Below are 21,724 nucleotides of genomic sequence, written 5' to 3'. Positions count from 1 at the left end.
AGCAGAACCGGGTCAGGCGCGCGGCGGGGCGGTGCTGTCACGCCGGGTGAGGCGGGGCCCGAGCAGCCGGACCTCGGGGGTGGTGTGGCCGGCGAGCCGGCGCATGGTCATCTCGACGGCCTGGGCCCCGACCTCCTCGGCCGGGATGGCCACCGTGGTCAGCGAAACCGCGTGCTGCGCGGCCATGCTGTCCGGGCAGACCGCGACGACGGAGATGTCCTCGGGCACCCGCAGCCCGCGGTGGCGCAGGTCCGACAGCAGCCCGGGCAGCACGGCTTCGTTGTGCACGACCAGGCCGGTCAGGTCCGGATCGGCGTCCAGGAGCTCGTCCAGGCAGGCGCTGACCGCTTCGTAGGAGTGCGCGCACGGCCGGTTCGTCGCCCGCACGTCACGTTCCTGCGCGGCCTCGTCGAAACCACGCAGGAACCGTGTCGCGTAACTGGTGCCGCGCCGGTAGACGGCGGGGGAGGGGCCGATCAGCGCGACCGAGCGGTGGCCGAGGTCGGCCAGGTGCGCGAGGCACGCCGAGCCGGCGGCGGTGAAGTCCAGGTCGACGCAGCTCAGCCCGGCCGGGTGGTCGGGCACGCCGATGAGCACCACCGGCCGGTCGAGCGCGATGAGCATCGGCACCCGCGGGTCCGCGGCCTCGACGTCCATCACCATCAGCGCGTCGGCGATCGCCGACGACGCCACCCGCTGCAGCGCGGCGGGGCCTTCGTCCTTGGTGAGCAGCAGCAGGTCGTGGTCGTGCGCGCGGGCCGCGGTGACCGCCGAGGCGACGAACTGCATCACCACGGCGACGTTGAGGTCCGTGCGCAGCGGCACGACCAGGGCGAGCACGTTGGTCTTGCTGCTGGCGAGCGCGCGGGCCCCCGCGTGCGGGTGGTAACCGAGCTTGCGGATACTCTCCTCGACCAGCCGGCGGGTCTTCGGCGAGATCGAGCGCTTGCCGCTGATCACGTACGACACCGTGCTGGGCGCCACGCCCGCCGCGCTCGCGACGTCGTTGATCGTGACCACGTGCGGCCTCCTGGGGACGGAGCGGGAGAACTGCGTCGAAGCGCATCGACGATGGCAAGAAGGTAAGTGACACCCGCCCGAAACACAAGCACTATTCGCCGTGCGGAGATATTCGATTCCCATTCGATCGCGAGGCCTGGCGTCGAATTTGTCGAACGTCCCTGGTTGCGGATCTTCCCGCAGCTCAGAGTGCAGATTCGCGCGTGATCGAAACTTCCTGGGTGCGCTCCCAGTAAGTCTTGACCCCGTGCTCACACGGCTGTAATAGTCGTCACCATCCTCACCTTCGACGCGAATGTTCCGCGCCGCGCCGTCGAAACGTTTCGACGAATCCGGGAGGCCGTCCGTGCGCCAGTCCCCGTTCCGCCGTGCCCTAGTCCCGGCGGTGACCGCGCTCCTGCTGCTGGCGCCGGCGCCGGCGCTCGCTGCGCCCCCGCCGGCGTTCCGCGACCCGGGTCTGCCCCTGGCCACGCGGATCGACGACCTGCTGTCCCGGCTGACGGCGGACGAGAAGATCTCGCTGCTGCACCAGTACGAACCGGCCATCCCGCGGCTCGGCATCGGCGTGTTCAAGACCGGCACCGAAGCACTGCACGGCGTCGCGTGGTCGACGGACTACAACAACAACGGCGCCGTCGTCAAAGCCGACGGCACGGTGTTCCCGCAGGCCATCGGCCTGGCCGGGACCTGGGACCCGGCGCTGGTCAAGCAGGTGGGCACGGCGGTCGGGCGTGAGGCGCGCGGTTTCAACGTGCGCAACCCGACGCTGTGGGGGCTCAACCTGTGGGCGCCGGTGGTCAACCTGCTGCGCGACCCGCGGTGGGGCCGCAACGAGGAGGGCTACTCCGAGGACCCGTACCTCACCGGGCAGCTCGCGACCGCGTACGGCCGCGGCATCCAGGGTGACGACCCGCGCTACCTGCAGGCCGCGCCGACGTTGAAGCACTACCTCGCCTACAACAACGAGGTCAGCCGGGACACCAGCAACTCCTCGGTGCCGCCGAAGATCCTGCACGACTACGACGAGCAGGCGTTCAAGATCCCGCTGCAGGCCGGGGCGGCGAACGCCGTCATGCCGTCGTACAACCTGACCAACGGGCGGCCGAACACGGTGAGCCCCGACCTCGGCGGGGTGCTCCGGAAGTGGGCGCCGCGGGACATCGCCGTCGTCAGCGACGCCGGGGCACCGTCCAACCTGGTCAACTCGGAGAAGTACTACGCCACCAAGGCCGAGGCGGACGCCGCGGCGATCAAGGCCGGGCTCGACAGCTTCACCGACAACGACACCAACGGCTCGATCACCGTCGAAGCGGTCAAAGAGGCGCTGGCCCGCGGGCTGCTGACGATGGCCGACGTCGAGAACGCCGACCGGCACCTGCTGTCGCTGCGGTTCCGGCTCGGCGAGTTCGACCCGCCGGGACGCAACCCGTACACGAAGATCACCCCGGCGGTGATCGGCTCACCCGAACACCGCGCCCTCGCGCGCAAGGCGGCCGACGAACAGGTCGTCCTGCTGCGCAACAACGGCGGTGCCCTCCCGCTGGACGCGGCGGCGAACCGGCGTGTCGCCGTGGTCGGCCCGCTGTCGGACACGCTGTACGAGGACTGGTACAGCGGCGCGATGCAGTACCGCGTCACGCCGGCACAAGGCGTCGCCGAACGGCTGGGCTCGGCGGGCACGGTCGCGTCGTCCGAAGGTGTCGACCGGATCGCACTCAAGGACCTGACCACCGGCCGGTACCTGACAGCGCCCGCCGCGCCGGGCAAGGTGACCGCGGGCGGGACCGTCGCGGGCACCGCGGAGTCCTTCGACGTCTTCGACTGGGGCGCGGGCAAGAACACCCTGCGCGCGGCCGCGAACGGCCGGTACCTGAGCTATTCCGGCGGCGCGCTGGTCAACGACGTCGAGCAGCCGACCGGCTGGTTCGTGCAGCAGCAGCTGAAGCTCGACCCGCAGCCGGACGGCAGTTATGTGCTCGAGTACGCGGGCAACGAGGTCACCGAACCGTGGTTCGGCCCGAACCGCTACGCGGTCGTCGGCGCCGACGGGGTCCTGACGATCTCCGCGCCGGACGCCGCACACGCCACGAAGTTCGGCCGGGAGGTGCTCCACAGCGGGATCTCCTCCGCAGTCGCCGCGGCGCAGGGCGCGGACACGGCCGTCGTGGTGGTCGGCAGCATGCCGTTCATCAACGGCCGGGAGGCGAACGACCGGACGAGCACCGAGCTGGCGCCGGCGCAGCGCGCGCTGATCGAAGCCGTGCAGAAGGTGAACCCGCACACCGTGGTCGTGGTGGAGAACAGCTACCCGACGACCGGCTGGGACACGCTGTCCGTGCCGGGGATCGTGTGGACCAGCCACGCCGGGCAGGAGACCGGGCACGCGGTCGCCGACGTGCTCTTCGGCGACCACAACCCGAGCGGGCGGCTCACGCAGACCTGGTACGCCTCCGACGCCGGGTTGCCGAGCATCCTCGACTACGACATCGCGAAGACCGGCATGACGTACCAGTATTATCGCGGGAAGCCGTTGTACCCGTTCGGTTACGGACTCAGCTACACCTCGTTCCGGTACGGCTCGGTGCGGGCTTCGCTGTCCGGCTCGGCGGTGCGGGTCAGCGTCGAGGTGACCAACACCGGGGATCGCGCGGGGGCCGACGTCGTCCAGCTGTACTCGAAGGATTCCGGCGTGCAGCGGTTGCGGGACTTCTCCCGTGTAACGCTGAAGCCGCACGAGACGCGGACGGTCCGGTTCGAGGTGCCGATCGCGGACCTGGCTTCGTGGAACGCCTCACTGGGACGGTCGGTGGTGGCGGCCGGAGTCCGCGACTTCTCGGTGGGCCGCAACGCTTCCGACCTTTCGGTGGCCCAGCCGGTCTTCGTGCCGGGGGAGCGGATCCCGCCGCGCGACCTGAGCCGTCCCACGCCGGCGCAGAACTTCGACGACTACTCGGGCACGACTTTGACGGACACGGCGAAGACGGCGGGCACCTCGGTCGCGACTGTCGCCGGGAGCTGGCTGGCCTATCGCGACGCCGCTCTCTCCGGCCCCGCACGGTTCTCCGCTTCGGTGTCCACAGTGGAGTCAGCGCGTGTCACGGTCCACCTGGACTCGCCGACCGGGCGGATCCTGGGTACGGCGGCCGTCCCGAGCACCGGCGACCGGTACGCGTACACGACGGTGACGGCGGCGCTGGCCAAGGCGACCGGCCGCCACGACGTGTACCTGACCTTCGACGGGCCGGTGAACCTGGCGTCGTTCTCCCTGCGGTGACTAGGGTTTCCGGCCCACCCCGGCGTACGGCAGGGAGTTGATCGCCGGGTCGTCGGACATGTCGCCGGCTCCCTGCGGGTTCCACATCGCGCACCCCACGAGGCCCGGCTCCACCAGCTCGAAGCCGTCGAAGAAGCGGAGGACCTCGTCGTGGGTGCGGGGGACCGGCTGGTTCTGCTGGTTCTGGTTGCTCTTGTAGACCTCGACCGCCTCGTCGAGGCGCTCCGACGCAGAGTCGGCCGCCACGTGGGAGACCGCCAGGTAGCTGCCCGGGGGGAGGCGGTCGCGGTAGCGGGCGACGATGGCCGCCGGGTCCCACGAGTCCGGCACGAAGTGCAGCAGCAGCAACATGAACACGGCGATCGGCTCGTCCGGGTCCAGGAGCTTGCTCGCGCCGTCGAAGACGTCGTCGACGTCGCGCAGGTCGGCCTGCAGCACCAGGCAGTTGTCGTTGTCCTGCAGCAACAGCTCGCTGTGCGCCACGGCGACGGCCTCGCGGTCGACGTACACCACGCGGCACGACGGGTCGGCCTGCTGGACGATCTCGTGCAGGTTCCCCACCGTCGGGATGCCGGAGCCGATGTCGAGGAACTGCCGCACACCGGCGTCGACCAGGTAGCGCGCCGCGCGGCGCAGGAACGCGCGGTTGAGGCGGGCCGCGTCGCGGACGCCCGGCATGATCTTGAGGATCTGCTCGCCGAGCTCGCGGTCCGCGGCGAAGTTGTGGTCGCCGTCGAGCCAGAAGTCGTACACCCGCGCCGGGTTCGGCACCGAAGTGTCGATCTCCGGCGGTACCCAGCTCAGTTCCCCGGTCACCGTGACCTCCACCCCTCGCGGAATCCTGGAGGCCGGAGTGTAGCGCCTCCTCCGTTCGTGTGGACCCGCGCTCGGAGCGCCCGCCGCGCCACTAGGGTGGCCCGGGTCGCGAGGAGACGAGACATGACGGACGCGCGTCCCGTTCCCGGCCGCTGGCCCGTGCTCGGGCACACGGTGCCACTGCTGCGCAACCCCCTGAAGCTCTTCACTTCCCTGCCCGGGCACGGAGAAGTCGTCAAACTCCACCTCGGCCCGCTGCCGGTGCACGTGGTCACGACGCCGGAGCTGTCCTGGCAGGTGCTGGCCACCGACGCCGACAAGTTCGACAAGGGCCTGGTCTTCGACAAGATGCGCCCGCTCTTCGGCGACGGGCTGGCCACCTCGAACGGTGAGCTCAACCGCCGCCAGCGCCGGCTGGTGATGCCCGCCTTCGGGCGGAGGCGGATCGCGGGCTACGCCGAGAACACGATGACCAAACTGGCCGACGAACTGGCGAGCTCCTGGCAGCCGGGCGAAGTCGTCCAGTTCGACCGCCGGATGCAGGACCTGGTGCTGACCATCGCCGGCCAGACGCTGTTCTCCACCGCGCTCGGCGAAGACGCGCTGGCCGAAATCCAGCGCTCGATCCCGGTCATGCTCAAGTACGTGCTGGTCCGGGCGTTCTCGCCGAAGTTCGTGGAGCGCCTGCCGATCCCGCCGAACCGGAAGTTCGACGCCGCGGCCGCGCGCCTGCGCGAAGTGATCGGCCAGACCGTGGTCACCGCCCGCGAACAGGGCGCCGACCACGGCGACCTGCTGTCGATGCTGCTCATGGCCCGCGACGAGGACACCGGCGAAGGCATGTCCGACCGGCAGGTGCACGACGAGGTGATCACGATCCTCACCACCGGCGCCGAAACCACCGCCGTCGCGCTGGCCTGGTTCTTCCACGAGCTCGCGGTGCACCCGGACGTCGAACGGCGGTTCCACGCGGAGGTCGACGAAGTCCTCGGCGGGCGGCCCGCGCGCTTCGAGGACCTGCCGGATCTGGTCTACACCCACCAGATCGTCAACGAGATCGTCCGCCGCACCCCGCCGCTGATCCTCATGCGCCGGGCCCGCGAAGACGTCGAACTCGGCGGTGTCAAGATCGCCGCGGGCAGTGAGGTCGCGGTCAGCCAGCACACCCTGCACCGGGATCCGCGCTGGTTCCCCGATCCCGAGCGGTTCGACCCCGATCGCTGGGCGCCCGGCCACACCGCGGAACTGCCGAAGGGCGCCTACATCCCGTTCGGCGCGGGCGCCCGGCTGTGCCCGGGGCACGTGTTCGCGCCGACGGAGATCGGCATCGTCGCCGCGACCATCGGCGCGCGCTGGCGGCCGGTCCCGGTGCCGGGCAAGAAGGTGTACGCGCAGATCAAGGCCACCATGCAGCCGAACCGGCTGCCGATGACGCTGGTGCCGCGCGGGACCTGACGGTGTCCGAACGGCTACCGGGTGTAGTGTTCCGGAGTTCCTTCACCTGTCCGAGTCCAGAGGGAGTTGCGGCGTGAAGCTGCCGGTCAAGTTGACGTCGGCGTTGTTCGCCTGCGGTGTCCTGCTCGCCTCGCTGACCGCCGCGATGCCCGCCGAAGCGGCCGCGATCTCCTGCAGCGACACGGATCTGCCGGTCAGCGGCCCCGGGCTGCCGCCGCTGGTGCCGGGCGCGCCGGCGACGGTGCACGGCCGGCTGTGCCTGCCCGCCGGTGACGCGCCGGACACCGTCCAGCTGCTCGTGCACGGCGGGACGTACAACAGCGCGTACTGGGACCTGCCGTACGAGCCCCAGCGGTACTCCTACCAGCGCGACATGGCGGCCCACGGCTACGCGACGTTCGCCGCGGACCAGCTCGGCGCCGGGCGCAGCAGCCACCCGCTGAGCCTGCCGCTGTCGGTCTGGGCGGCGGCCGAGTCGATGCACGAGGTGATCGGCCACCTGCGCGCCGGCAACGTCGGCGGGGTGCGGTTCCCGAAGGTGGTGATCGTCGGGCACTCGGTCGGGTCCGGCGTGGTCGCCGTCGAGGCGTCGACCTACCACGACGTCGACGGGGTGATCCTCACCGGCATCACGCACCTGCCCGCGCTGCCGGTGCTGGCGCTCGGGGCGGCGCTCGGCCTGCAGCCGGCGCTGCTCGACGGTCAGCTCGGCCGGCTGGGCAGCGACCCGCTGTACTTCACGACGAAGCCGGGAGCGCGCGCCGGGTTGTTCTACGCGGCCGGCGACGCCGACCCGGTCGTGATCGCGGCCGACGAAGCCACTAAGGACCAGGTTTCGGTGCCCGGGATGGGCACCGTCGCGTTGTTCGGGATCGTGTTGCCCGCGACGAAGGGAATTACCGTACCGGTTTTCCAGGTGGTGGGAGAAAAGGACGTGCTTTTCTGCGGGCTGCTCGCGCTGCGTGACTGTTCGAACTCCGCTGCGTTGCGCGCGCAGGAGGCGCCGTATTACGCCGATCCGTCGAACCTGTCGATGTACGTCCTGCCGGGTGCCGGTCATTCCGTTGCGTTGCACGAAAACGCCGCGAACTACCGGGACGCCACCCGGTCGTGGCTGCAAGGCCACCTGGGTGTCGCTCCGCAGGGTTACCACTCGATTGGATGAATATTAAACCGTGCGTGTCGCGTTGTTTCGCGCCAAGATATGTCGGTTGACCGAATCGGAGTATGCCCGAGACCCCTGGACAGGCTGAGGTGACTGCTCCCCATCCCCGCGGCGGCACCCCGCGGAAGAAGCCGTCCGCCGAACGTGCGGCGCGCCGGCTCGGCACGCTCGCGCGCAAGTGGGGCTACCTGGTCAGCACCACGGCCTACCTGCCGCACACGCCCGAAGAGATCGAGGGCGAGCTGGGGATCCTGACCGGCCGGCTGTTCGAGGCGGTCGCGAGCGAGCCACCGGATCTCGCGGCGGCTTCGGCGGCCGGCGCGCGGCTCGTCGAGCTGCGCTGCGTCGGCGCGGACAGCCTGCGCCGCACCCTGGAGGTGCTCGGCAAGGCGCTGGTGCGCGAGCCGGAGCTGCACCGGGTCGACGGGCTCGCCGAGCGGGTCGTGCTCGTGCTCGGGGCGCTCAGCTCGGGGTATGGCGAGATGCTGCGCGACGACATCCAGAAGCGCCAGGAAGGCCTCAGCCGCGCGCTGCTGAAGGTCGAGCAGGAGACGCGGCAGAAGCAGGTCATCACCCGCGCGCAGTTCGAGGAGGTGTTCGCCGGCTCGGCCAGCGGCGTCGCCCTCACCGAGCTGGACGGCCGGGTGCTGCGGGCCAACGCGGCGCTCGCCAAGACGCTCAACCGCACACCGGCCGAGATCACCGCGCTGACCCTGTTCGACCTGGTGCACCCCGAGGACGTCGAGCTGCTGCGGGAGGGCTACCAGGACCTGGTGGCCGGCAAGCTTCGCCGGCTGCGCGCGGGCCGGCGCCTGGTCGGCCGGGACGGCGAGCCGATGTGGGCCACGTTCGCGGCGTCGGTCATCCGTGACGCCGTCGGCGCGCCGCGGCAGCTGCTCACGATCGTCGACGACGACACCGAGGTCTCGCTGCTGCAGCGGCGCCTGTCCCACCAGGCCCTGCACGACGCGCTCACCGGGCTGCCGAACCGGCAGTTCTTCAGCACCCGCCTGGAGAACCTGCTGCGCGAGGCCGACGCGGCTCGTGGTGTCACGCTGTTCCACCTCGACCTGGACGGCTTCTCGCAGATCGCCGGCGGCCTCGGCCAGGAGCTCGGCGACCGGGTGCTGCGCGGGGTCGCGGCCAAGCTGAAGACGGTGTTCGAAGCGGAGAAGGCGCTCGTGGCCCGCCTCGGCGGGGACGAGTTCGGCGTGCTGGTGCAGAACACCGAGGCGACGCCGGGTGTCGTGACGCTCGTCCGCCGCATCACCCACGAGCTCGCGGAGGCGGAGTACGTCGACGGGCACCGCGGCGTCGCGGTCTCGGCCAGCATCGGCGTGGTCCACCGGCCGCCCCGCGACATCACGCCGGCGGAACTGCTGCGCGCGTCGGACCTGACACTGCGCCGCGTCCAGCGGACGGGCAACCAGTGGGGCCTGTTCGACCGCGAGCTGGACCGGCGCGACCGGCACGACTTCGGCCTCGCCGCATCGATGGCGGGAGCTTGGGAGAACGGCGAGATCGAGGTCCGCTACCGGCCGCTGGTCGACGCGGGCGGCGAGGTGGCCGGCGTCGAGGCGAGGCTGCGCTGGACCCACCCGGAGGAAGGCCTGCTGTCGCACGAAACCTGCGTGCGGCTGGCTTCGGAGACCGGGCTGGCGCTGCCGCTGGGCACGTGGCTGCTGCGCACGGCGGCCGAGCGGGTCGCCGCGTCCGGTGTCACCGTGCCGCTCACCGTCGAGCTCACGGCACAGCAGGCCGCCGATCCCGAGCTGGTCGGGGAGATCCGCCGGGTCCTCGAAGAAACCGGCCTCCCGCCGGAACGGCTCCGCCCCGGCTTCCCGGCGGCGGTCCTGCCCCCGGACGCCGTCGACGCGGCCGACAACCTCAAGGTGCTGTCGGAGATCGGCGTGGCGGCGGAGATCCACGACTTCGGCACGGCGGGCGACATCACGAGCCTGGTCGACTTGCCGGTGCACACGGTCCGTCTGGCCGGGAACCTGGTGGTGCGTCGGGACCATCCGCTGGTGGAGCGGTCGGCAACGGCGCTGATCGACGCGGCTCGTTCGGCTGGGGTGTCGGTTTCGGTGGCCGGAGTCGCCGGGCGGGAGCAGGCCGCGTGGTGGCGGGAGCGGGGTGTGGACGTCGTGTCGGGCGCGGCCTTCACCGAGCTGCCGGGCGGGTTGCCCGGCAGCTGAGCTGCACGAGCTTGGTCGACCTACCAGTGGCCACGGTTCGTCTGGGGCGTTGGTCTCGGTGGCCGGGGTGGCCAGTCGGGAGCAGGCCGCGTGGTGGCGGCAGCGAGGCGTAGACGTTGTGTCGGGCGCGGCCTTCACCGAGCTGCCGGGCGGACTGCCCGGCAGCTGAGCCGCCCCCGTCAGATCCGGACCAGGACCTCGTCGAGGGACTTGCGGTGCAGGTCCGGCAGCTGAGCCGCCCCCGTCAGATCCGGACCAGGACCTCGTCGAGGGACTTGCGGTGCAGGTCCGGCACCACGCAGTCGTCCGCCGGGTACCCGACCGGGATCACCGCGAACGCCTTCTCGTTGCGGGGACGGCCGAGCAGCTCGCCGAGGAACCGCATCGGGGACGGCGTGTGCGTCAGCGCCGCCAGTCCGGCCACCTGCAGCGCCGTCAGCAGCATGCCGACGGCGATGCCGACCGACTCGTCGACGTAGTAGTGCTTGTGGACGCCGCCGTCGTCGTCGAGGGCGAAGCGTTGCTGGAACACGACGATCAGGTACGGCGCGTCCGTCAGGTGCGGCTTCACCGCGTCCGTGCCCAGTGGCCGCAGCGCGTCGAGCCACGCGTCGCCGAGCCGGCCGCCGTAGGAGATGCGCTCCTCTTCTTCAGCGGCTTCGCGAATCGTGCGGCGCACCGCCGGATCGGTGACGAGGACGAACGTCCAGGGCTGCTGGTGCGCGCCGCTCGGGGCGGTGGAGGCCACCGCGATCGCGTCGAGCACCGCGCGTTCGGGCACCGGGTCGGGGGAGAACATCCGGACCGAGCGCCGTGCTTCCATCCGCTGCCGGAGGGAAGCGGCCTGGGCGACGGCTTCTTCGGCGGGCAGCCGGGCGGGCCGGTAGGGCACGGGGTGGTAGGTCATGCCCGGATTGTGGCGGGGGACACGGTCGCCGCAGCAGGGCCGAACGTGCGATTTGCGCGACGGAGGCGTCCGTTCTACGGACAGTAAGGTGATCCTTGCTTCGATTTTTACGCCGGACAGCCCAATGTAACTAGGCTGAATGGTCCTGTCGCACGAAGTGAGCTCCTCATTACCCTCCAGTAGCAGGCAGTGGTGCCGATCACAGTCGCCGGAGGAGGCCCCATGGCGTCGCGCGTCCGAGGACCTGGCTCCGACGATCGGCGCGAACTGCGGCTCAGGCACATCACCGGCTGCCTTTCCTGCACCCTCAAATGCGGGTACTGCGGGCTGCCGGTGCGGCTCACCGGACCGGGCGCCCACCCCGGTTACGGCGTCGTCGAAGAAGTGACCGGAGAACTGGTCTTGCTGCACCGGTTCTGCCGCGGCGCACTCGGCCGCTGCCGGACGCGGGGGTGCGTGCTGCGGCGCGCCCACCTCGGCCGCGCGACCGAGCAGTACGAGACCGGCCGGCGACGGCCCGGGCGTTACCAGCGCCTCGGCGTCCGCCGGTCGGCCGACCTCGATCTGTACCGGAAACACTGGCGGGTCGCGAAGATGCGGTACGCGTGCAAGGCGTGCCGCTACTACACCGGCTCGCACTGAGCCGTTCCTTCAAGCACGTCACGGAGGACTCGTGCTCGTTCGTCTCATCCTCGGTCTGCTCATGACCGTCGTCGGCCTCGCCGTCGCCGGCAAGCGCGTGGCCTTCCTGTACCGGCTGATCAAGGCCGGCCAGCCCGACACCAAGCGGTCGGACGACCTGGGTGCCCGGGTGTTCGCGCAGGTGCGCGAGGTGTTCGGCCAGCGCAAGCTCCTGAAGTGGTCCGTCCCCGGCCTGGCGCACCTCTTCACGTTCTGGGGCTTCGTGATCCTCGCTTCGGTGTACCTCGAGGCGTACGGCGCGCTCTTCGACGAGCGGTTCGCGATCCCGTGGATCGGCCACTGGGCGGTGCTCGGCTTCCTGCAGGACTTCATCGCCGTCATGGTGGCCGTCTCGCTCGGCGTGTTCGCGGTGATCCGGATCCGGCAGGCGCCCGAGCGCAAGGAGCGCGCGTCCCGGTTCTACGGCTCGCACACCGGCGGCGCGTGGCTGATCTTGCTCATGATCTTCAACGTCGTCTGGACGATGTTCTTCTTCCGCGGCGCGTCCTCGGCGTCCGGCAACTTCCCGTACGACTCGGGCGCGTACGTCTCGCTCGGCGTCGGGAACCTCCTCGAGCCGCTCGGGCACTCGACGACCGAGGTGCTCGAGACGGTCGGCCTGCTGCTGCACATCGGCGTCATGCTGGTGTTCCTGTCGATCGTGCTCTACTCCAAGCACCTGCACATCTTCGTGGCGCCGATCAACGTCTCGGCGAAGCGGCTGCCGGACGGGCTCGGCCCGCTGCTGCCGATGGAGTCCGGCGGCAAGCCGATCGACTTCGAGGACCCGGGCGAAGACGACACGTTCGGCCGCGGCAAGATCGGCGACTTCACGTGGAAGGGCATGCTCGACTTCTCGACGTGCACCGAGTGCGGCCGCTGCCAGTCGCAGTGCCCGGCGTGGAACACCGGGAAGCCGTTGTCGCCCAAGCTGCTCATCATGGGCCTGCGCGACAACCTGTTCGAAGAGGCGCCCTACATCCTCGGCGGCAAGGAGCACGAGGACGCGCGCCCGCTGGTCGGGACGGAGGCCGAAAACGGCGTCATCGACCCGGACGTGCTCTGGTCGTGCACCACCTGCGGCGCGTGCGTCGAGCAGTGCCCGGTCGACATCGAGCACGTCGACCACATCGTCGACATGCGCCGCTACCAGGTGATGATCGAGTCGGCGTTCCCGACCGAGCTGGGCGGCCTGTTCAAGAACCTGGAGACCAAGGGCAACCCGTGGGGCCAGAACAACTCCGAGCGGCTGGCGTGGACGAAGGACCTCCCCTTCGACGTCCCGGTGTTCGACGGCGAGCTGGCCGAGGACGTCGAGTACGTCTACTGGGTCGGCTGCGCGGGCGCGTTCGACGACCAGGCCCGCAAGACGGTCCGCGCCACGGCGGAGCTGCTGCACATCGCCGGCGTGAAGTACGTCGTGCTCGGCAAGGAAGAGTCGTGCACCGGTGACCCGGCGCGCCGCGCGGGCAACGAGTTCCTCTTCCAGATGATGGCGCAGCAGACCGCGGAGACGCTCAACGCCGTGTTCGAAGGCCGCGAGCCGCGGCTGCGCAAGATCGTCACCACCTGCCCGCACTGCCTGAACACCCTCGGCCGCGAGTACCCGGACCTGGACGGGCACTACGAGGTCGTCCACCACACGCAGCTGCTCAACCGGCTGGTGCGCGGCGGGCAGCTGACGCCGGTCAAGGCGGTCGAGGACGGTCCCAAGGTCACCTACCACGACCCGTGTTACCTCGGGCGGCACAACAAGGTCTACACCCCGCCGCGCGAGCTGGTGGGCGCGACGGGAGCAACGCTCGAGGAGATGCCCCGCCACGCGGACCGGGCCCTGTGCTGCGGCGCCGGGGGCGCGCGGATGTGGATGGAGGAGCAGATCGGCAAGCGCATCAACCTCGAGCGCGTGGACGAAGCGATCGCGACCGACGCGGAAACGATCGTGACGGGCTGCCCGTTCTGCCGCGTGATGCTCACCGACGGGTTGGTGCAGCGGCAGAGTGAGCAGAAGGCGGAGAACGTCGACGTCCGCGATGTCGCGCAGCTGCTGCTGGAGCGGGTGAAGGCACCGGAGGTGGCGCCGAAACCCTGACCGGGATCAGCGCGAGAACTGGTCGACGGCCTTGATCGTCGCGCAGAACCCTTCGATGGCGGCGAGGTCCTGCTTCGGGACCTCGTCGCCGGAGAAGTGCATGAGGTCGTTCCTGATCCGGCGTGCTTCCTTGAGCAGATCGAGGAACGCCTGGTGGTCGAGTGGCCAGTTCAGCATGTCGAAGTGGTGCTGCTCCTCGAAGAGGCGCACGTAGTTGCCGAACGTCGGATTCCCGTGTGCCCACTTGGGCGCGACTTCGTCGAGCAGGTCCTCGGAAAGGCTGCGCTTGGTTTGGCGGCGAAGTCGCAGCTCCGCCTCCTCCAGCAGGGAGAACGGCCGGGCGAGGGCGCCGAACTGGCGGGCGAGGTCGTTGGCGGTCACGATCCCGATGAGCGTCCGGCGGTCCTCTCCCCGGACGAAGACGTAGCCGCGCCGGAAGATCTCGTCGATCTGGCTGAACAGTTCTTCGTCGAAGTCGATGACCCGGACCGGGGTGGTGGCGTCCCGCAGGGTCGGCGCGGGGTTCGCCAGGCGGGCCCGGCCGATGGACTCCCAGCTGACCGCTCCGGCGCAGAAGCCGTCCTCGTGGAGCACCGCCAGCTGGGAGTAGTTCTTGGCCAGCATCAGGGTCACCGCGGCGGCCAGGGGCTTGCCGGCGGTGACGGTCTCGATGGCCGGCACGTCCGGCAGGATCGCGCGCACCATCCACTTGGTGGGCAGGTCGTCCGCAACCTCGACCTCGGGTGAGTCCGGCTCCGGGTCCGCCGGGCCCGGCTCGTCGGCGATCGGGACCAGCTCGACGGCGGTGTCCATCCGGGCCGTGGTGAACGGAGGCCTGGTCGTGACTCCGTGCTCGGCCAGCTCGGATTGAACGGTGACCAGCGACGTCGCGGTGCGCCGCCGGTAGTCCCACATCGACAGCAGGTCCCGCACGGTGAGCTTCACCGGCGCCGCACCGGTCTCGACGGCTTCCCATAGGTCGGCTCGGGTGGCGTCGGGATCGAGGTTCGCCGAGGCGTGCTGCCAGCCCGGATCCGCCCGGCCGGCCGCGACTTCCCCGATCCGGCGGGCGGCGTCGTGGCGGCTCAGCCGGCAGACGGTGAGCAGTGAACCGAGGCTGCCGCGCAGGTCGGGTTCGAACTCGCCGGGGCCGACGTCGGTCCGGAGCCACCGGACCGGCCGGGCGTGCCGGAACTCCGGCGCGGAGCCGGGGCGGTAGTGGTAGGACCCGGTGACCTCCCCGATGGCGAACCGCCGAACGTTCTTGAGCGGCATGACGACCAGGTCACCCTCGCTCATCTCCCGGGAGAAGCGCCACAGCTGCCCGGCCCAGTTCCCGATCACATAATTCGACCGGTGCGGGTAGCACTCCCGGAGCCCTTCCTTGAGTGCTCCCTTGCTGCCGAACCGGCCGAGCGGGGGAACGCCGCCCCAGCCGACGATCGTGAGACCGTCGGCGAGGGACTCCTGGTCGCGTTCGCCTTGCCGGCCGGCGCGGACTTGCCATGCTGACTTCATCGTTCTCCCGGTGCCCTGGAGCCGAACTGGCTTACGCACCCAGTCGGTGGAGGGGCGATGATCGTCGCCCGAATGCTGCCCGGTTCACCCGTTCGGGGCGCATTTTTCCGCCGCGGCTCCGCTCTGTCCGGAGTCGGCACGTGGCGGGAGGGGCGATGGCACAGCGGGATACGGCGACGATCGAGACGCTCGAGGGCGCGGTCGCGCGGCTGGAGGTGCGGCGGGGCTCGTGGCTGGTCGGGCGGGTGCCCGAGGCGAACCTGAAACTCTATTCGGACCGGGTGAGCCCGCGGCACGCCTGGCTCCGGCGCGACGCGCGTGGCACCTGGGTGTCCGACGCCGGCTCGCGCGCCGGCACGCTCGTCAACGGGGAAGCCCTGGCGAACGGGCAGGCCCGGCTGCTGCACGACGGCGACCGCGTGTCCTTCGGGCCGATCACCGCCGTCTACACCGAGAACTGCCCGACCGGCGAGGAACGGCCGGTGTTCGCCGACGTGCCGGCGGCGAAGAAGGGAACGGCCGCGCTGGTGCTCGGCCCGGTCCTGTTCGTGACCGGGTTCGGCCTCGGGGCGGCGCGGGTGCTCCGGCACTTCGACGCCCGGCCGGAGGTCGGGGTCACCTTGCTGGTGGCGGGGTTCGTGGTGACGCTGGCCGGACTGGCCTGGGCGCGGGCGCACCGGCGGAAGGCACGCCCGCGCCGGCCGTCAACTGTCCACAGTGGAGGGGACCATCGGGGACGGTGACTTTCGCTCGGCCGGCCGGTTTCCCAGCTCTGCCGTCGGGACGCGGTAGGTCTCCCGGGCCGTCGCCGCGGCGATCGCCGCCACCACGCAGACGGCCGCGGTGAAGATCGCCACGCCCAGCCAGTCCTCCTTGCCCGAGCCGATCGCGGCCACCACGCTCGGCGCGAAACCCGCCACCGCGAAGCCGATCTGCGTGCCGATCGCCATGCCGGACAGGCGGACGCGGGCGGTGAACATCTCCCCGTACAGGGACGGCCAGACGCCGTTGACCCCGGAGTACGCCACACCGAAGAGCACGATGCCGAGCACGAACAGCAGCGCGTACGAGCCGATCGAGATCGACCACAGGTACGGGAAGATCAGCACGCCGCAGGCGAGGCACCCGGTGATGAACACCGGCTTGCGCCCGACCCGGTCGGCGAGGCCGGCCAGCAGCGGGATCGCCGCCAGCGCGACGACGTTGGCGAGCACGCCGACCCAGAGCATCGGGGTGCGCGCCAGGCCGATCGTGTTGACCGCGTAGCTCAGCGCGTAGACGGTGAAGATCGTGCTCACCGAAGCGATCGTCGCCGCGACGACCACCCGCAGGACGTCCAGCCAGTGGTGGCGGAACAGGAGCGCGACGGGCAGCTTCGCGACCTCGGTGCGTTCGAACACCGGCGTCTCGTCGAGCTTGCGGCGGATCACGAACCCGACGACCACCACGGCCGCGCTGCACCAGAACGGGATCCGCCAGCCCCACGTCAGCAGGTCGGCCTGGGGGAGTGCCGCGACCGGCAGGAAGATCGCGGTGGCCAGGATCTGGCCGGCCTGCGTGCCGCTCAGGGTGAAGCTGGTGAAGTACGCACGCCGGCGTTCCGGGGCGTGTTCGAGTGACATCGAGTTCGCGCCCGCCTGCTCGCCGGCCGCCGAGAGGCCCTGCAGCAGCCGCAGGACGACCAGCAGGATCGGCGCGAGCACGCCGACGCTCGCGTAGGAGGGCAGGCAGCCGACGGCGAAGGTCGCGAAGCCCATCAGGAGCAGGGTGAACACCAGCACGCGCTTGCGGCCGAAGCGGTCGCCGACGTGGCCGAGGACGAAGGCGCCCACCGGCCGGGCGAGGTAACCGACGCCGAAGGTGGCCAGCGCCAGCAGGGTGCCGGTGGCGGGGGAGGAGGCGGGGAAGAAGACCTTGTTGAACACCAGCGCGGCGGCGGTGCCGTAGATGAAGAAGTCGTAGTACTCGAGCGCGCTGCCGATCCAGGCGGCCAGCGCCGCCTTGCGGGGCATCGATCCGGTCACGGGATGAGCTCCTGACGTCCGTGCTTCGTTGCTCAGAGTCGGCGGGAAGCAATGTACGGGCTAGTTAGTTAATAGAGAGTGAGAGACGGAACTCCGGGTGTCAAGAGGGGATTCCGGTGCTCCGGGTAGTTGATCAGCAGGTCGGTGGGTGCATGCCGGGTGTGCGCCGAGGGCGTCGCGGGCGGGGATCCTGCAGGTGGGCGGCCACGTTGCCAGTCGGGCCTTTCAAGTGGGTGAGTGGCGCGCTACTGTGAACTCACTAGTTCGTACATTAATCGGAGGACGCGGCGTGAGCAGCTACCTGATCGGACTCGTGGGCTCGGGTATCGGGCCGTCCGCCAGCCCCGCGTTGCACGAGCGCGAAGCCGACCAGCTCGGCCTCCGCTACGTCTACCGCCTGCTGGACCTCGACGTGCTGCGCCGGCCGGTCGCCGACGTCCTGGCGGCCGCGCGGCTGGCCGGGTTCGACGGGCTCAACGTCACCCACCCGGCCAAGCAGGCCGTGCTGCCGCACCTGGACGAGCTCTCACCCGAGGCTGCCGCGCTCGGCGCGGTCAACACCGTCGTCTTCGACGGCGGCCGTGCCATCGGCCACAACACCGACGCCACCGGCTTCGCCCGCAGCCTGAGCCGTGGCCTGCCGGACGTCCGGCTGGACAACGTCGTCCTGCTCGGGGCCGGTGGGGCGGGGGCCGCGGTCGCACACGCGCTGCTGGCGCTGGGCACCGGGCGGCTGACCGTCCACGACGTCGACGGCGAGCGGAGCGCGAAGCTCGTTTCCGCACTCCGGAGCCGGTTCGGCGCCGGTCGCGCCGACGTCGGCGGGCTCGACGCCGTCCGCCGGGCCGACGGCCTGGTGCACGCCACCCCGACCGGGATGGCCGCCCACCCCGGCTCGCCGCTGCCGGCCGGGCTGCTGCGCCCGGAGCTGTGGGTCGCCGACATCGTCTACCGGCCGCTGGAGACCGCGCTGCTGGCCGCCGCCCGCGCCCGCGGCTGCCGGGTGCTGCACGGCGGCGGCATGGTCGTGCTCCAAGCGGCCGAGTCGTTCCGGCTGTTCACCGGCGTCGACCCGGATCCGGAGCGGATGCTGCGGCACTTCGACGCTCTTGACGGGGAGACCGCCCGCGCCGCCTGAACACGCCCGTCAGCACCGCCCCGGGAGTTCTTTCCCGGGGCGGTTTTCCGTGCGCCATCCGGGTGGCTCCGCGGGGGATTCCGAGTGGCCACCGGTGAAAAACGTTCCGGACACACTCCTATTCGGACGACTTCCGCCGCAGGTCGGCGGGGTGCCGGTGACCGTGCGACTACTCCCCGTCAGACTGCCCGGTGCGTTTACAACGTTCCGGCAACCGCCTTGACAGGGCCTGTGGTACGTACCACTCTAACCCCAACATTGGTCTACACCATTTGGGGCGCCTGGCCACGGTGGCCGGGCATGGAAAGGACGGCATCGAGTGAAACGCTGGCTCAAGCTGGCGGCGGGCGCCGCCGCAGTCACCCTCGCGACCGCAGGCTGCGCGGGCTCCAGCGGCACCGACACGGCCGCTTCGTCGAGCGGTGCTCCCGCGCCGATCACCGGCGACGTCACGGTCTGGCTGATGACCGGCTCCGCGCCGGCCACGCTGACCGACGCGCTCAACAAGGAGTTCGAGGCCGCCCACCCGGGCGTCAAGGTCAAGTACGAAATCCAGCAGTGGGACGGCATCCAGCAGAAGCTGACCACCGCGCTCGCCGGCGGCACCCCGCCGGACGTGATCGAGATCGGCAACACGCAGACCGCGGCGTTCGCGGCGCAGGAAGGCGTCCTGACCGACCTGACCGCCGACAAGGACGCCTTCAACGGCGCCCAGTGGCTGAAGGGGCTCGCGGACTCGGGCACCTACGAAGGCAAGGTCTACGGCGTCCCGTTCTACGCGGCGAACCGCGAGGTCATCTACCGCAAGGACATGTTCGAGCAGGCCGGCATCACCAAGACGCCGACGTCGAACGACGAGTGGATCGAGGCGATCACCAAGCTGAAGACGAAGTTCGGCTCCGACCCGGACTTCCAGGCCCTCTACATGCCGGGTCAGAACTGGTACTCGCTGCTGTCGTTCATCTGGGACAACGGCGGTGACATCGCCCAGCCCGACGGCAAGAAGTTCAAGGCGACGCTGGACAGCGCCGGCGCGAAGGCGGGCCTCGAGTTCTACAAGAAGCTCGTCGACACCTCCGGCACCAAGGCGCCGAAGGACGCCGACGAGGCCAAGCCGCAGCAGGCGACCGTCTACGGCGGCGGCAAGGTGGCCATGATGATCGGTCTCCCGTGGGAGCTGCCGACGGCCGCCAAGACGGACCCGAGCCTGACCGCCAAGACCGGCGCGTTCGCGATCCCGAGCAAGACCGCCGGCCAGAGCGCCCCGGTCTTCCTGGGCGGCTCGAACCTGGCGATCCCGGCCAACAGCAAGAACGCGGCCGCCGCCAAGGAGTACATCAAGCTGCTCTCCAGCCCGAAGTACCAGAGCCAGCTCGCCGCCGCCGGCGTTGTGCCCGGCACGTCGACCGACCTCACCGGTCTGGACAAGGACCCGCTGGGCAGCGTGATGGCGAAGGCCTCCACCAACGGCAAGGCCGTGCCGGCCAGCCCGCAGTGGGGTGACGTGGAGTCCGGCCAGAACCCGGTCAAGGACATGCTGACCGCGTACCTGACCGGCAAGAAGACGCTCGACCAGGCGACCGCCGACGCCAACGCCGCGCTGAACAAGCTCATCGGCGGATGACGGCGACCGCCAATGTGACGATGCCGGCGGGGGCGACCCCGCCGGCATCGCCGCGCGACACGCGGGTCAAGAAGCGCAGGCGAGGCCGGTTCGGCGACCGGGTGCTCCCGTACCTGCTGCTGCTTCCCGCGCTCGCGGCCATCCTGGTGCTGCTCGCCTGGCCGCTGGTCCAGGTGCTCGCGATCAGCTTCCGCAAGCTCGACATCGGCCAGCTCGTCTCCGGCAAGACCGTCTGGATCGGGTTCGACAACTACACGAACACGCTCTCGGACCCGGAGTTCTGGACCGTCACCTTCCGGACGCTGGTCTTCACCGCGTCGATCGTGGCCGCCACCATCCTCGGTGGCCTGCTGCTGGCGGTGCTCATGCGCCACCTCGACCCGGTCGTGCGGATCATCGTGCAGGTGACGCTGGTGCTCGCGTGGGCGACCCCGGTGATCGCCACGACCACCGTCTTCCAGTGGATCTTCGACGAGCAGTACGGCATCCTCAACAAGACCCTGGACCGGCTCGGGTTCCACGGTTTCATCGGGTTCTCGTGGTTCTCCAGCGGCGCCAGCACGCTCACCGTGATCGGGCTGCTCATCGTGTGGCAGGCCGTGCCGTTCGTGACGTTCTCGCTGTACGCGGGCATCGTCGGCGTCTCGCGTGAGCAGTACGAGGCCGCCGGCATCGACGGCGCCAGCGCGTGGCAGACCTTCCGCGCGGTCACCTGGCCCGCCATCAAGCCGATCACCACGATGGTGACGTTCCTGTCGGTGCTGTGGGACTTCAACGCGTTCGCCCAGATCTGGGCGATCCGCGAGGGCGGCCCCGACGGCGAGAGCACCACGCTGGCCGTGGTGCTGTACCTCAAGGGCATCGCGGGCAACCACTTCGGCGCGGCGGGCGCGATCGCGACGCTGATGCTGATCGTGCTCGCGCTCATCACGGGCCGGTACATCCAGCTGCTCACCCGGACCCGGGAAGGTGATCTGAAGTGAAGAAGTCGCTCTCGCAGCGGATCGTGCTCTCGGTGGTCGGCGTGCTCGTCGCGCTGGCGATCGTCTTCCCGACGTACTGGATGTTCGTCACGTCGCTGCGGACGCCCGGTGAGATCCTGTCGCCGAAGTACGACCTGATCCCGACGTCGTTCTCGTTCGGCAACTTCGCCACCGCGCTGGGCAAGGACAACTTCCCGGTCTACCTGATGAACAGCCTGATCGTCACGGTCGGGTCGGTGCTGTGCGCACTGGTGGCCGGCACCCTGGCGGCGATCCCGCTGTCGCGGCTGCGGTTCACCGGCCGCAAGGGCTTCCTGGTGCTGGTCATGGTGGCGCAGCTGGCGCCGGTGTCGGCGCTGTTCATCCCGCTGTTCCTGCTGATGCGGGACGCCGGGCTGCTCAACACGCTGCCGTCGCTGCTGCTGATCTACTTCGCGACCACGCTGCCGTTCACGGTCTGGATGCTCTACGGGTTCGTCAACGGGATCCCGTACGAGCTGGAAGAGGCCGCGATGATCGACGGCTGCAGCCAGACCGGCGCGTTCCGCCGGGTGACGCTGCCGCTGCTCGGCCCGGGCCTGGTCACCACGTCGGTGTTCAGCTTCATCACGGCCTGGAACGAGTACCTGTTCGCGCTGGTGTTCATCCAGGACAAGCCGAAGGAGACGCTGCCGGTGTGGCTGGCGTCGTTCCGCACCGCGTTCGCCACGGACTGGGGCGGGGTGATGGCCGCGTCGGTCATCTACGCCATCCCGGCGCTGATCTTCTTCCTGCTCGTGCAACGCAAGCTGGTGTCCGGCGCGACCGCCGGCGCCGTGAAGGGGTAGCC

16 protein-coding genes are annotated in these 21,724 nt (G+C 70.3%); 11 read left to right on the top strand and 5 right to left on the bottom strand.

Annotated elements, in window-relative coordinates; translation table 11 throughout:
* Positions 1 to 12: 12 nt before the first annotated feature.
* Positions 13 to 1,020 carry a LacI family DNA-binding transcriptional regulator gene (locus ACIA5G_RS10845; RefSeq protein ID WP_395922387.1) on the bottom strand — a complete coding sequence of 336 codons (1,008 nt, stop codon included), beginning with the start codon at positions 1,018 to 1,020 and terminating at the stop codon, positions 13 to 15.
* 385 nt (positions 1,021 to 1,405) lie between these two features.
* On the opposite strand from ACIA5G_RS10845, the gene ACIA5G_RS10840 reads away from it, so the two are divergent.
* Positions 1,406 to 4,294 carry a glycoside hydrolase family 3 C-terminal domain-containing protein gene (locus ACIA5G_RS10840; protein ID WP_395922386.1) on the top strand — a complete coding sequence of 963 codons (2,889 nt, stop codon included), beginning with the start codon at positions 1,406 to 1,408 and terminating at the stop codon, positions 4,292 to 4,294.
* Here the strand turns inward: ACIA5G_RS10840 and ACIA5G_RS10835 are convergent, their stop codons facing one another.
* The gene (locus tag ACIA5G_RS10835) at positions 4,295 to 5,110 is read right to left on the bottom strand and encodes an SAM-dependent methyltransferase (protein ID WP_395922385.1); all 816 of its coding nucleotides are present in this window, start codon (positions 5,108 to 5,110) and stop codon (positions 4,295 to 4,297) included. It abuts the gene before it with no gap.
* A 123-nt stretch (positions 5,111 to 5,233) separates the two neighbouring features.
* Between ACIA5G_RS10835 and ACIA5G_RS10830 the strand changes: the two genes are divergently transcribed.
* The 3 genes from ACIA5G_RS10830 to ACIA5G_RS10820 all read left to right on the top strand — a co-directional run bounded on the left by ACIA5G_RS10830 (position 5,234) and on the right by ACIA5G_RS10820 (position 9,928).
* The gene (locus ACIA5G_RS10830) at positions 5,234 to 6,565 is read left to right on the top strand and encodes a cytochrome P450 (protein WP_395922384.1); all 1,332 of its coding nucleotides are present in this window, start codon (positions 5,234 to 5,236) and stop codon (positions 6,563 to 6,565) included.
* A 73-nt stretch (positions 6,566 to 6,638) separates the two neighbouring features.
* A complete protein-coding gene (locus ACIA5G_RS10825; RefSeq protein ID WP_395922383.1) occupies positions 6,639 to 7,730 on the top strand; it encodes an alpha/beta hydrolase in 1,092 nt (363 codons plus the stop codon).
* Positions 7,731 to 7,792: 62 nt separating this feature from the next.
* On the top strand, positions 7,793 to 9,928 hold the full coding sequence (locus tag ACIA5G_RS10820) for a putative bifunctional diguanylate cyclase/phosphodiesterase (protein WP_395922382.1): 2,136 nt from the start codon (positions 7,793 to 7,795) through the stop codon (positions 9,926 to 9,928).
* A 244-nt stretch (positions 9,929 to 10,172) separates the two neighbouring features.
* Here the strand turns inward: ACIA5G_RS10820 and ACIA5G_RS10815 are convergent, their stop codons facing one another.
* Positions 10,173 to 10,835, bottom strand: a complete 663-nt coding sequence (locus ACIA5G_RS10815; protein ID WP_395922381.1) for a nitroreductase family protein — start codon at positions 10,833 to 10,835, stop codon at positions 10,173 to 10,175.
* Positions 10,836 to 11,057: 222 nt separating this feature from the next.
* Between ACIA5G_RS10815 and ACIA5G_RS10810 the strand changes: the two genes are divergently transcribed.
* Positions 11,058 to 11,477, top strand: coding sequence for a hypothetical protein (locus ACIA5G_RS10810; RefSeq protein ID WP_395922380.1), 420 nt, complete (start codon positions 11,058 to 11,060; stop codon positions 11,475 to 11,477).
* Between the two features lie 31 nt (positions 11,478 to 11,508).
* On the top strand, positions 11,509 to 13,608 hold the full coding sequence (locus tag ACIA5G_RS10805) for a (Fe-S)-binding protein (protein WP_395922379.1): 2,100 nt from the start codon (positions 11,509 to 11,511) through the stop codon (positions 13,606 to 13,608).
* 6 nt (positions 13,609 to 13,614) lie between these two features.
* Here the strand turns inward: ACIA5G_RS10805 and ACIA5G_RS10800 are convergent, their stop codons facing one another.
* Positions 13,615 to 15,126 (bottom strand): hypothetical protein, encoded by a 1,512-nt coding sequence (locus ACIA5G_RS10800; RefSeq protein ID WP_395922378.1) that lies wholly within the window; start codon positions 15,124 to 15,126, stop codon positions 13,615 to 13,617.
* A 155-nt stretch (positions 15,127 to 15,281) separates the two neighbouring features.
* On the opposite strand from ACIA5G_RS10800, the gene ACIA5G_RS10795 reads away from it, so the two are divergent.
* Positions 15,282 to 15,869, top strand: coding sequence for an FHA domain-containing protein (locus ACIA5G_RS10795; RefSeq protein WP_395922377.1), 588 nt, complete (start codon positions 15,282 to 15,284; stop codon positions 15,867 to 15,869).
* On the opposite strand, the gene ACIA5G_RS10790 is transcribed toward ACIA5G_RS10795, so the two are convergent.
* Positions 15,831 to 17,150 (bottom strand): MFS transporter, encoded by a 1,320-nt coding sequence (locus ACIA5G_RS10790; RefSeq protein ID WP_395922376.1) that lies wholly within the window; start codon positions 17,148 to 17,150, stop codon positions 15,831 to 15,833. The two genes, ACIA5G_RS10795 and ACIA5G_RS10790, sit on opposite strands and share 39 nt — an antisense overlap.
* 289 nt (positions 17,151 to 17,439) lie before the next feature.
* Here ACIA5G_RS10790 and ACIA5G_RS10785 point away from each other — a divergent pair, with 289 nt between their 5' ends.
* The 4 genes from ACIA5G_RS10785 (at position 17,440) to ACIA5G_RS10770 (ending at position 21,722) form a co-directional block, all read left to right on the top strand.
* Positions 17,440 to 18,288: a shikimate dehydrogenase gene (locus tag ACIA5G_RS10785; protein ID WP_395922375.1), complete on the top strand. Its 849-nt coding sequence runs from the start codon at positions 17,440 to 17,442 to the stop codon at positions 18,286 to 18,288.
* Positions 18,289 to 18,607: 319 nt separating this feature from the next.
* On the top strand, positions 18,608 to 19,912 hold the full coding sequence (locus tag ACIA5G_RS10780) for a sugar ABC transporter substrate-binding protein (RefSeq protein ID WP_395922374.1): 1,305 nt from the start codon (positions 18,608 to 18,610) through the stop codon (positions 19,910 to 19,912).
* On the top strand, positions 19,909 to 20,895 hold the full coding sequence (locus ACIA5G_RS10775; RefSeq protein ID WP_395922373.1) for a carbohydrate ABC transporter permease: 987 nt from the start codon (positions 19,909 to 19,911) through the stop codon (positions 20,893 to 20,895). The genes ACIA5G_RS10780 and ACIA5G_RS10775 overlap by 4 nt, the downstream gene beginning before the upstream one ends.
* A complete protein-coding gene (locus ACIA5G_RS10770) occupies positions 20,892 to 21,722 on the top strand; it encodes a carbohydrate ABC transporter permease (protein ID WP_395922372.1) in 831 nt (276 codons plus the stop codon). The genes ACIA5G_RS10775 and ACIA5G_RS10770 overlap by 4 nt, the downstream gene beginning before the upstream one ends.
* Positions 21,723 to 21,724 lie beyond the last annotated feature (2 nt).

The organism is Amycolatopsis sp. NPDC051758, assembly GCF_044453095.1.
GTDB lineage: Bacteria > Actinomycetota > Actinomycetes > Mycobacteriales > Pseudonocardiaceae > Amycolatopsis.
This window is presented reverse-complemented; position numbering and strand designations above follow the sequence as displayed.

What these genes read in the sequence shown, in the direction of transcription:
- ACIA5G_RS10815 (WP_395922381.1), bottom strand. Translation starts at nt 10,835, where the DNA reads ATGACCTACCACCCCGTGCCCTACCGGCCCGCCCGGCTGCCCGCCGAA.
- ACIA5G_RS10820 (WP_395922382.1), top strand. Translation starts at nt 7,793, where the DNA reads ATGCCCGAGACCCCTGGACAGGCTGAGGTGACTGCTCCCCATCCCCGC.
- ACIA5G_RS10775 (WP_395922373.1), top strand. Translation starts at nt 19,909, where the DNA reads ATGACGGCGACCGCCAATGTGACGATGCCGGCGGGGGCGACCCCGCCG.
- ACIA5G_RS10795 (WP_395922377.1), top strand. Translation starts at nt 15,282, where the DNA reads ATGGCACAGCGGGATACGGCGACGATCGAGACGCTCGAGGGCGCGGTC.
- ACIA5G_RS10800 (WP_395922378.1), bottom strand. Translation starts at nt 15,126, where the DNA reads ATGAAGTCAGCATGGCAAGTCCGCGCCGGCCGGCAAGGCGAACGCGAC.
- ACIA5G_RS10810 (WP_395922380.1), top strand. Translation starts at nt 11,058, where the DNA reads ATGGCGTCGCGCGTCCGAGGACCTGGCTCCGACGATCGGCGCGAACTG.
- ACIA5G_RS10830 (WP_395922384.1), top strand. Translation starts at nt 5,234, where the DNA reads ATGACGGACGCGCGTCCCGTTCCCGGCCGCTGGCCCGTGCTCGGGCAC.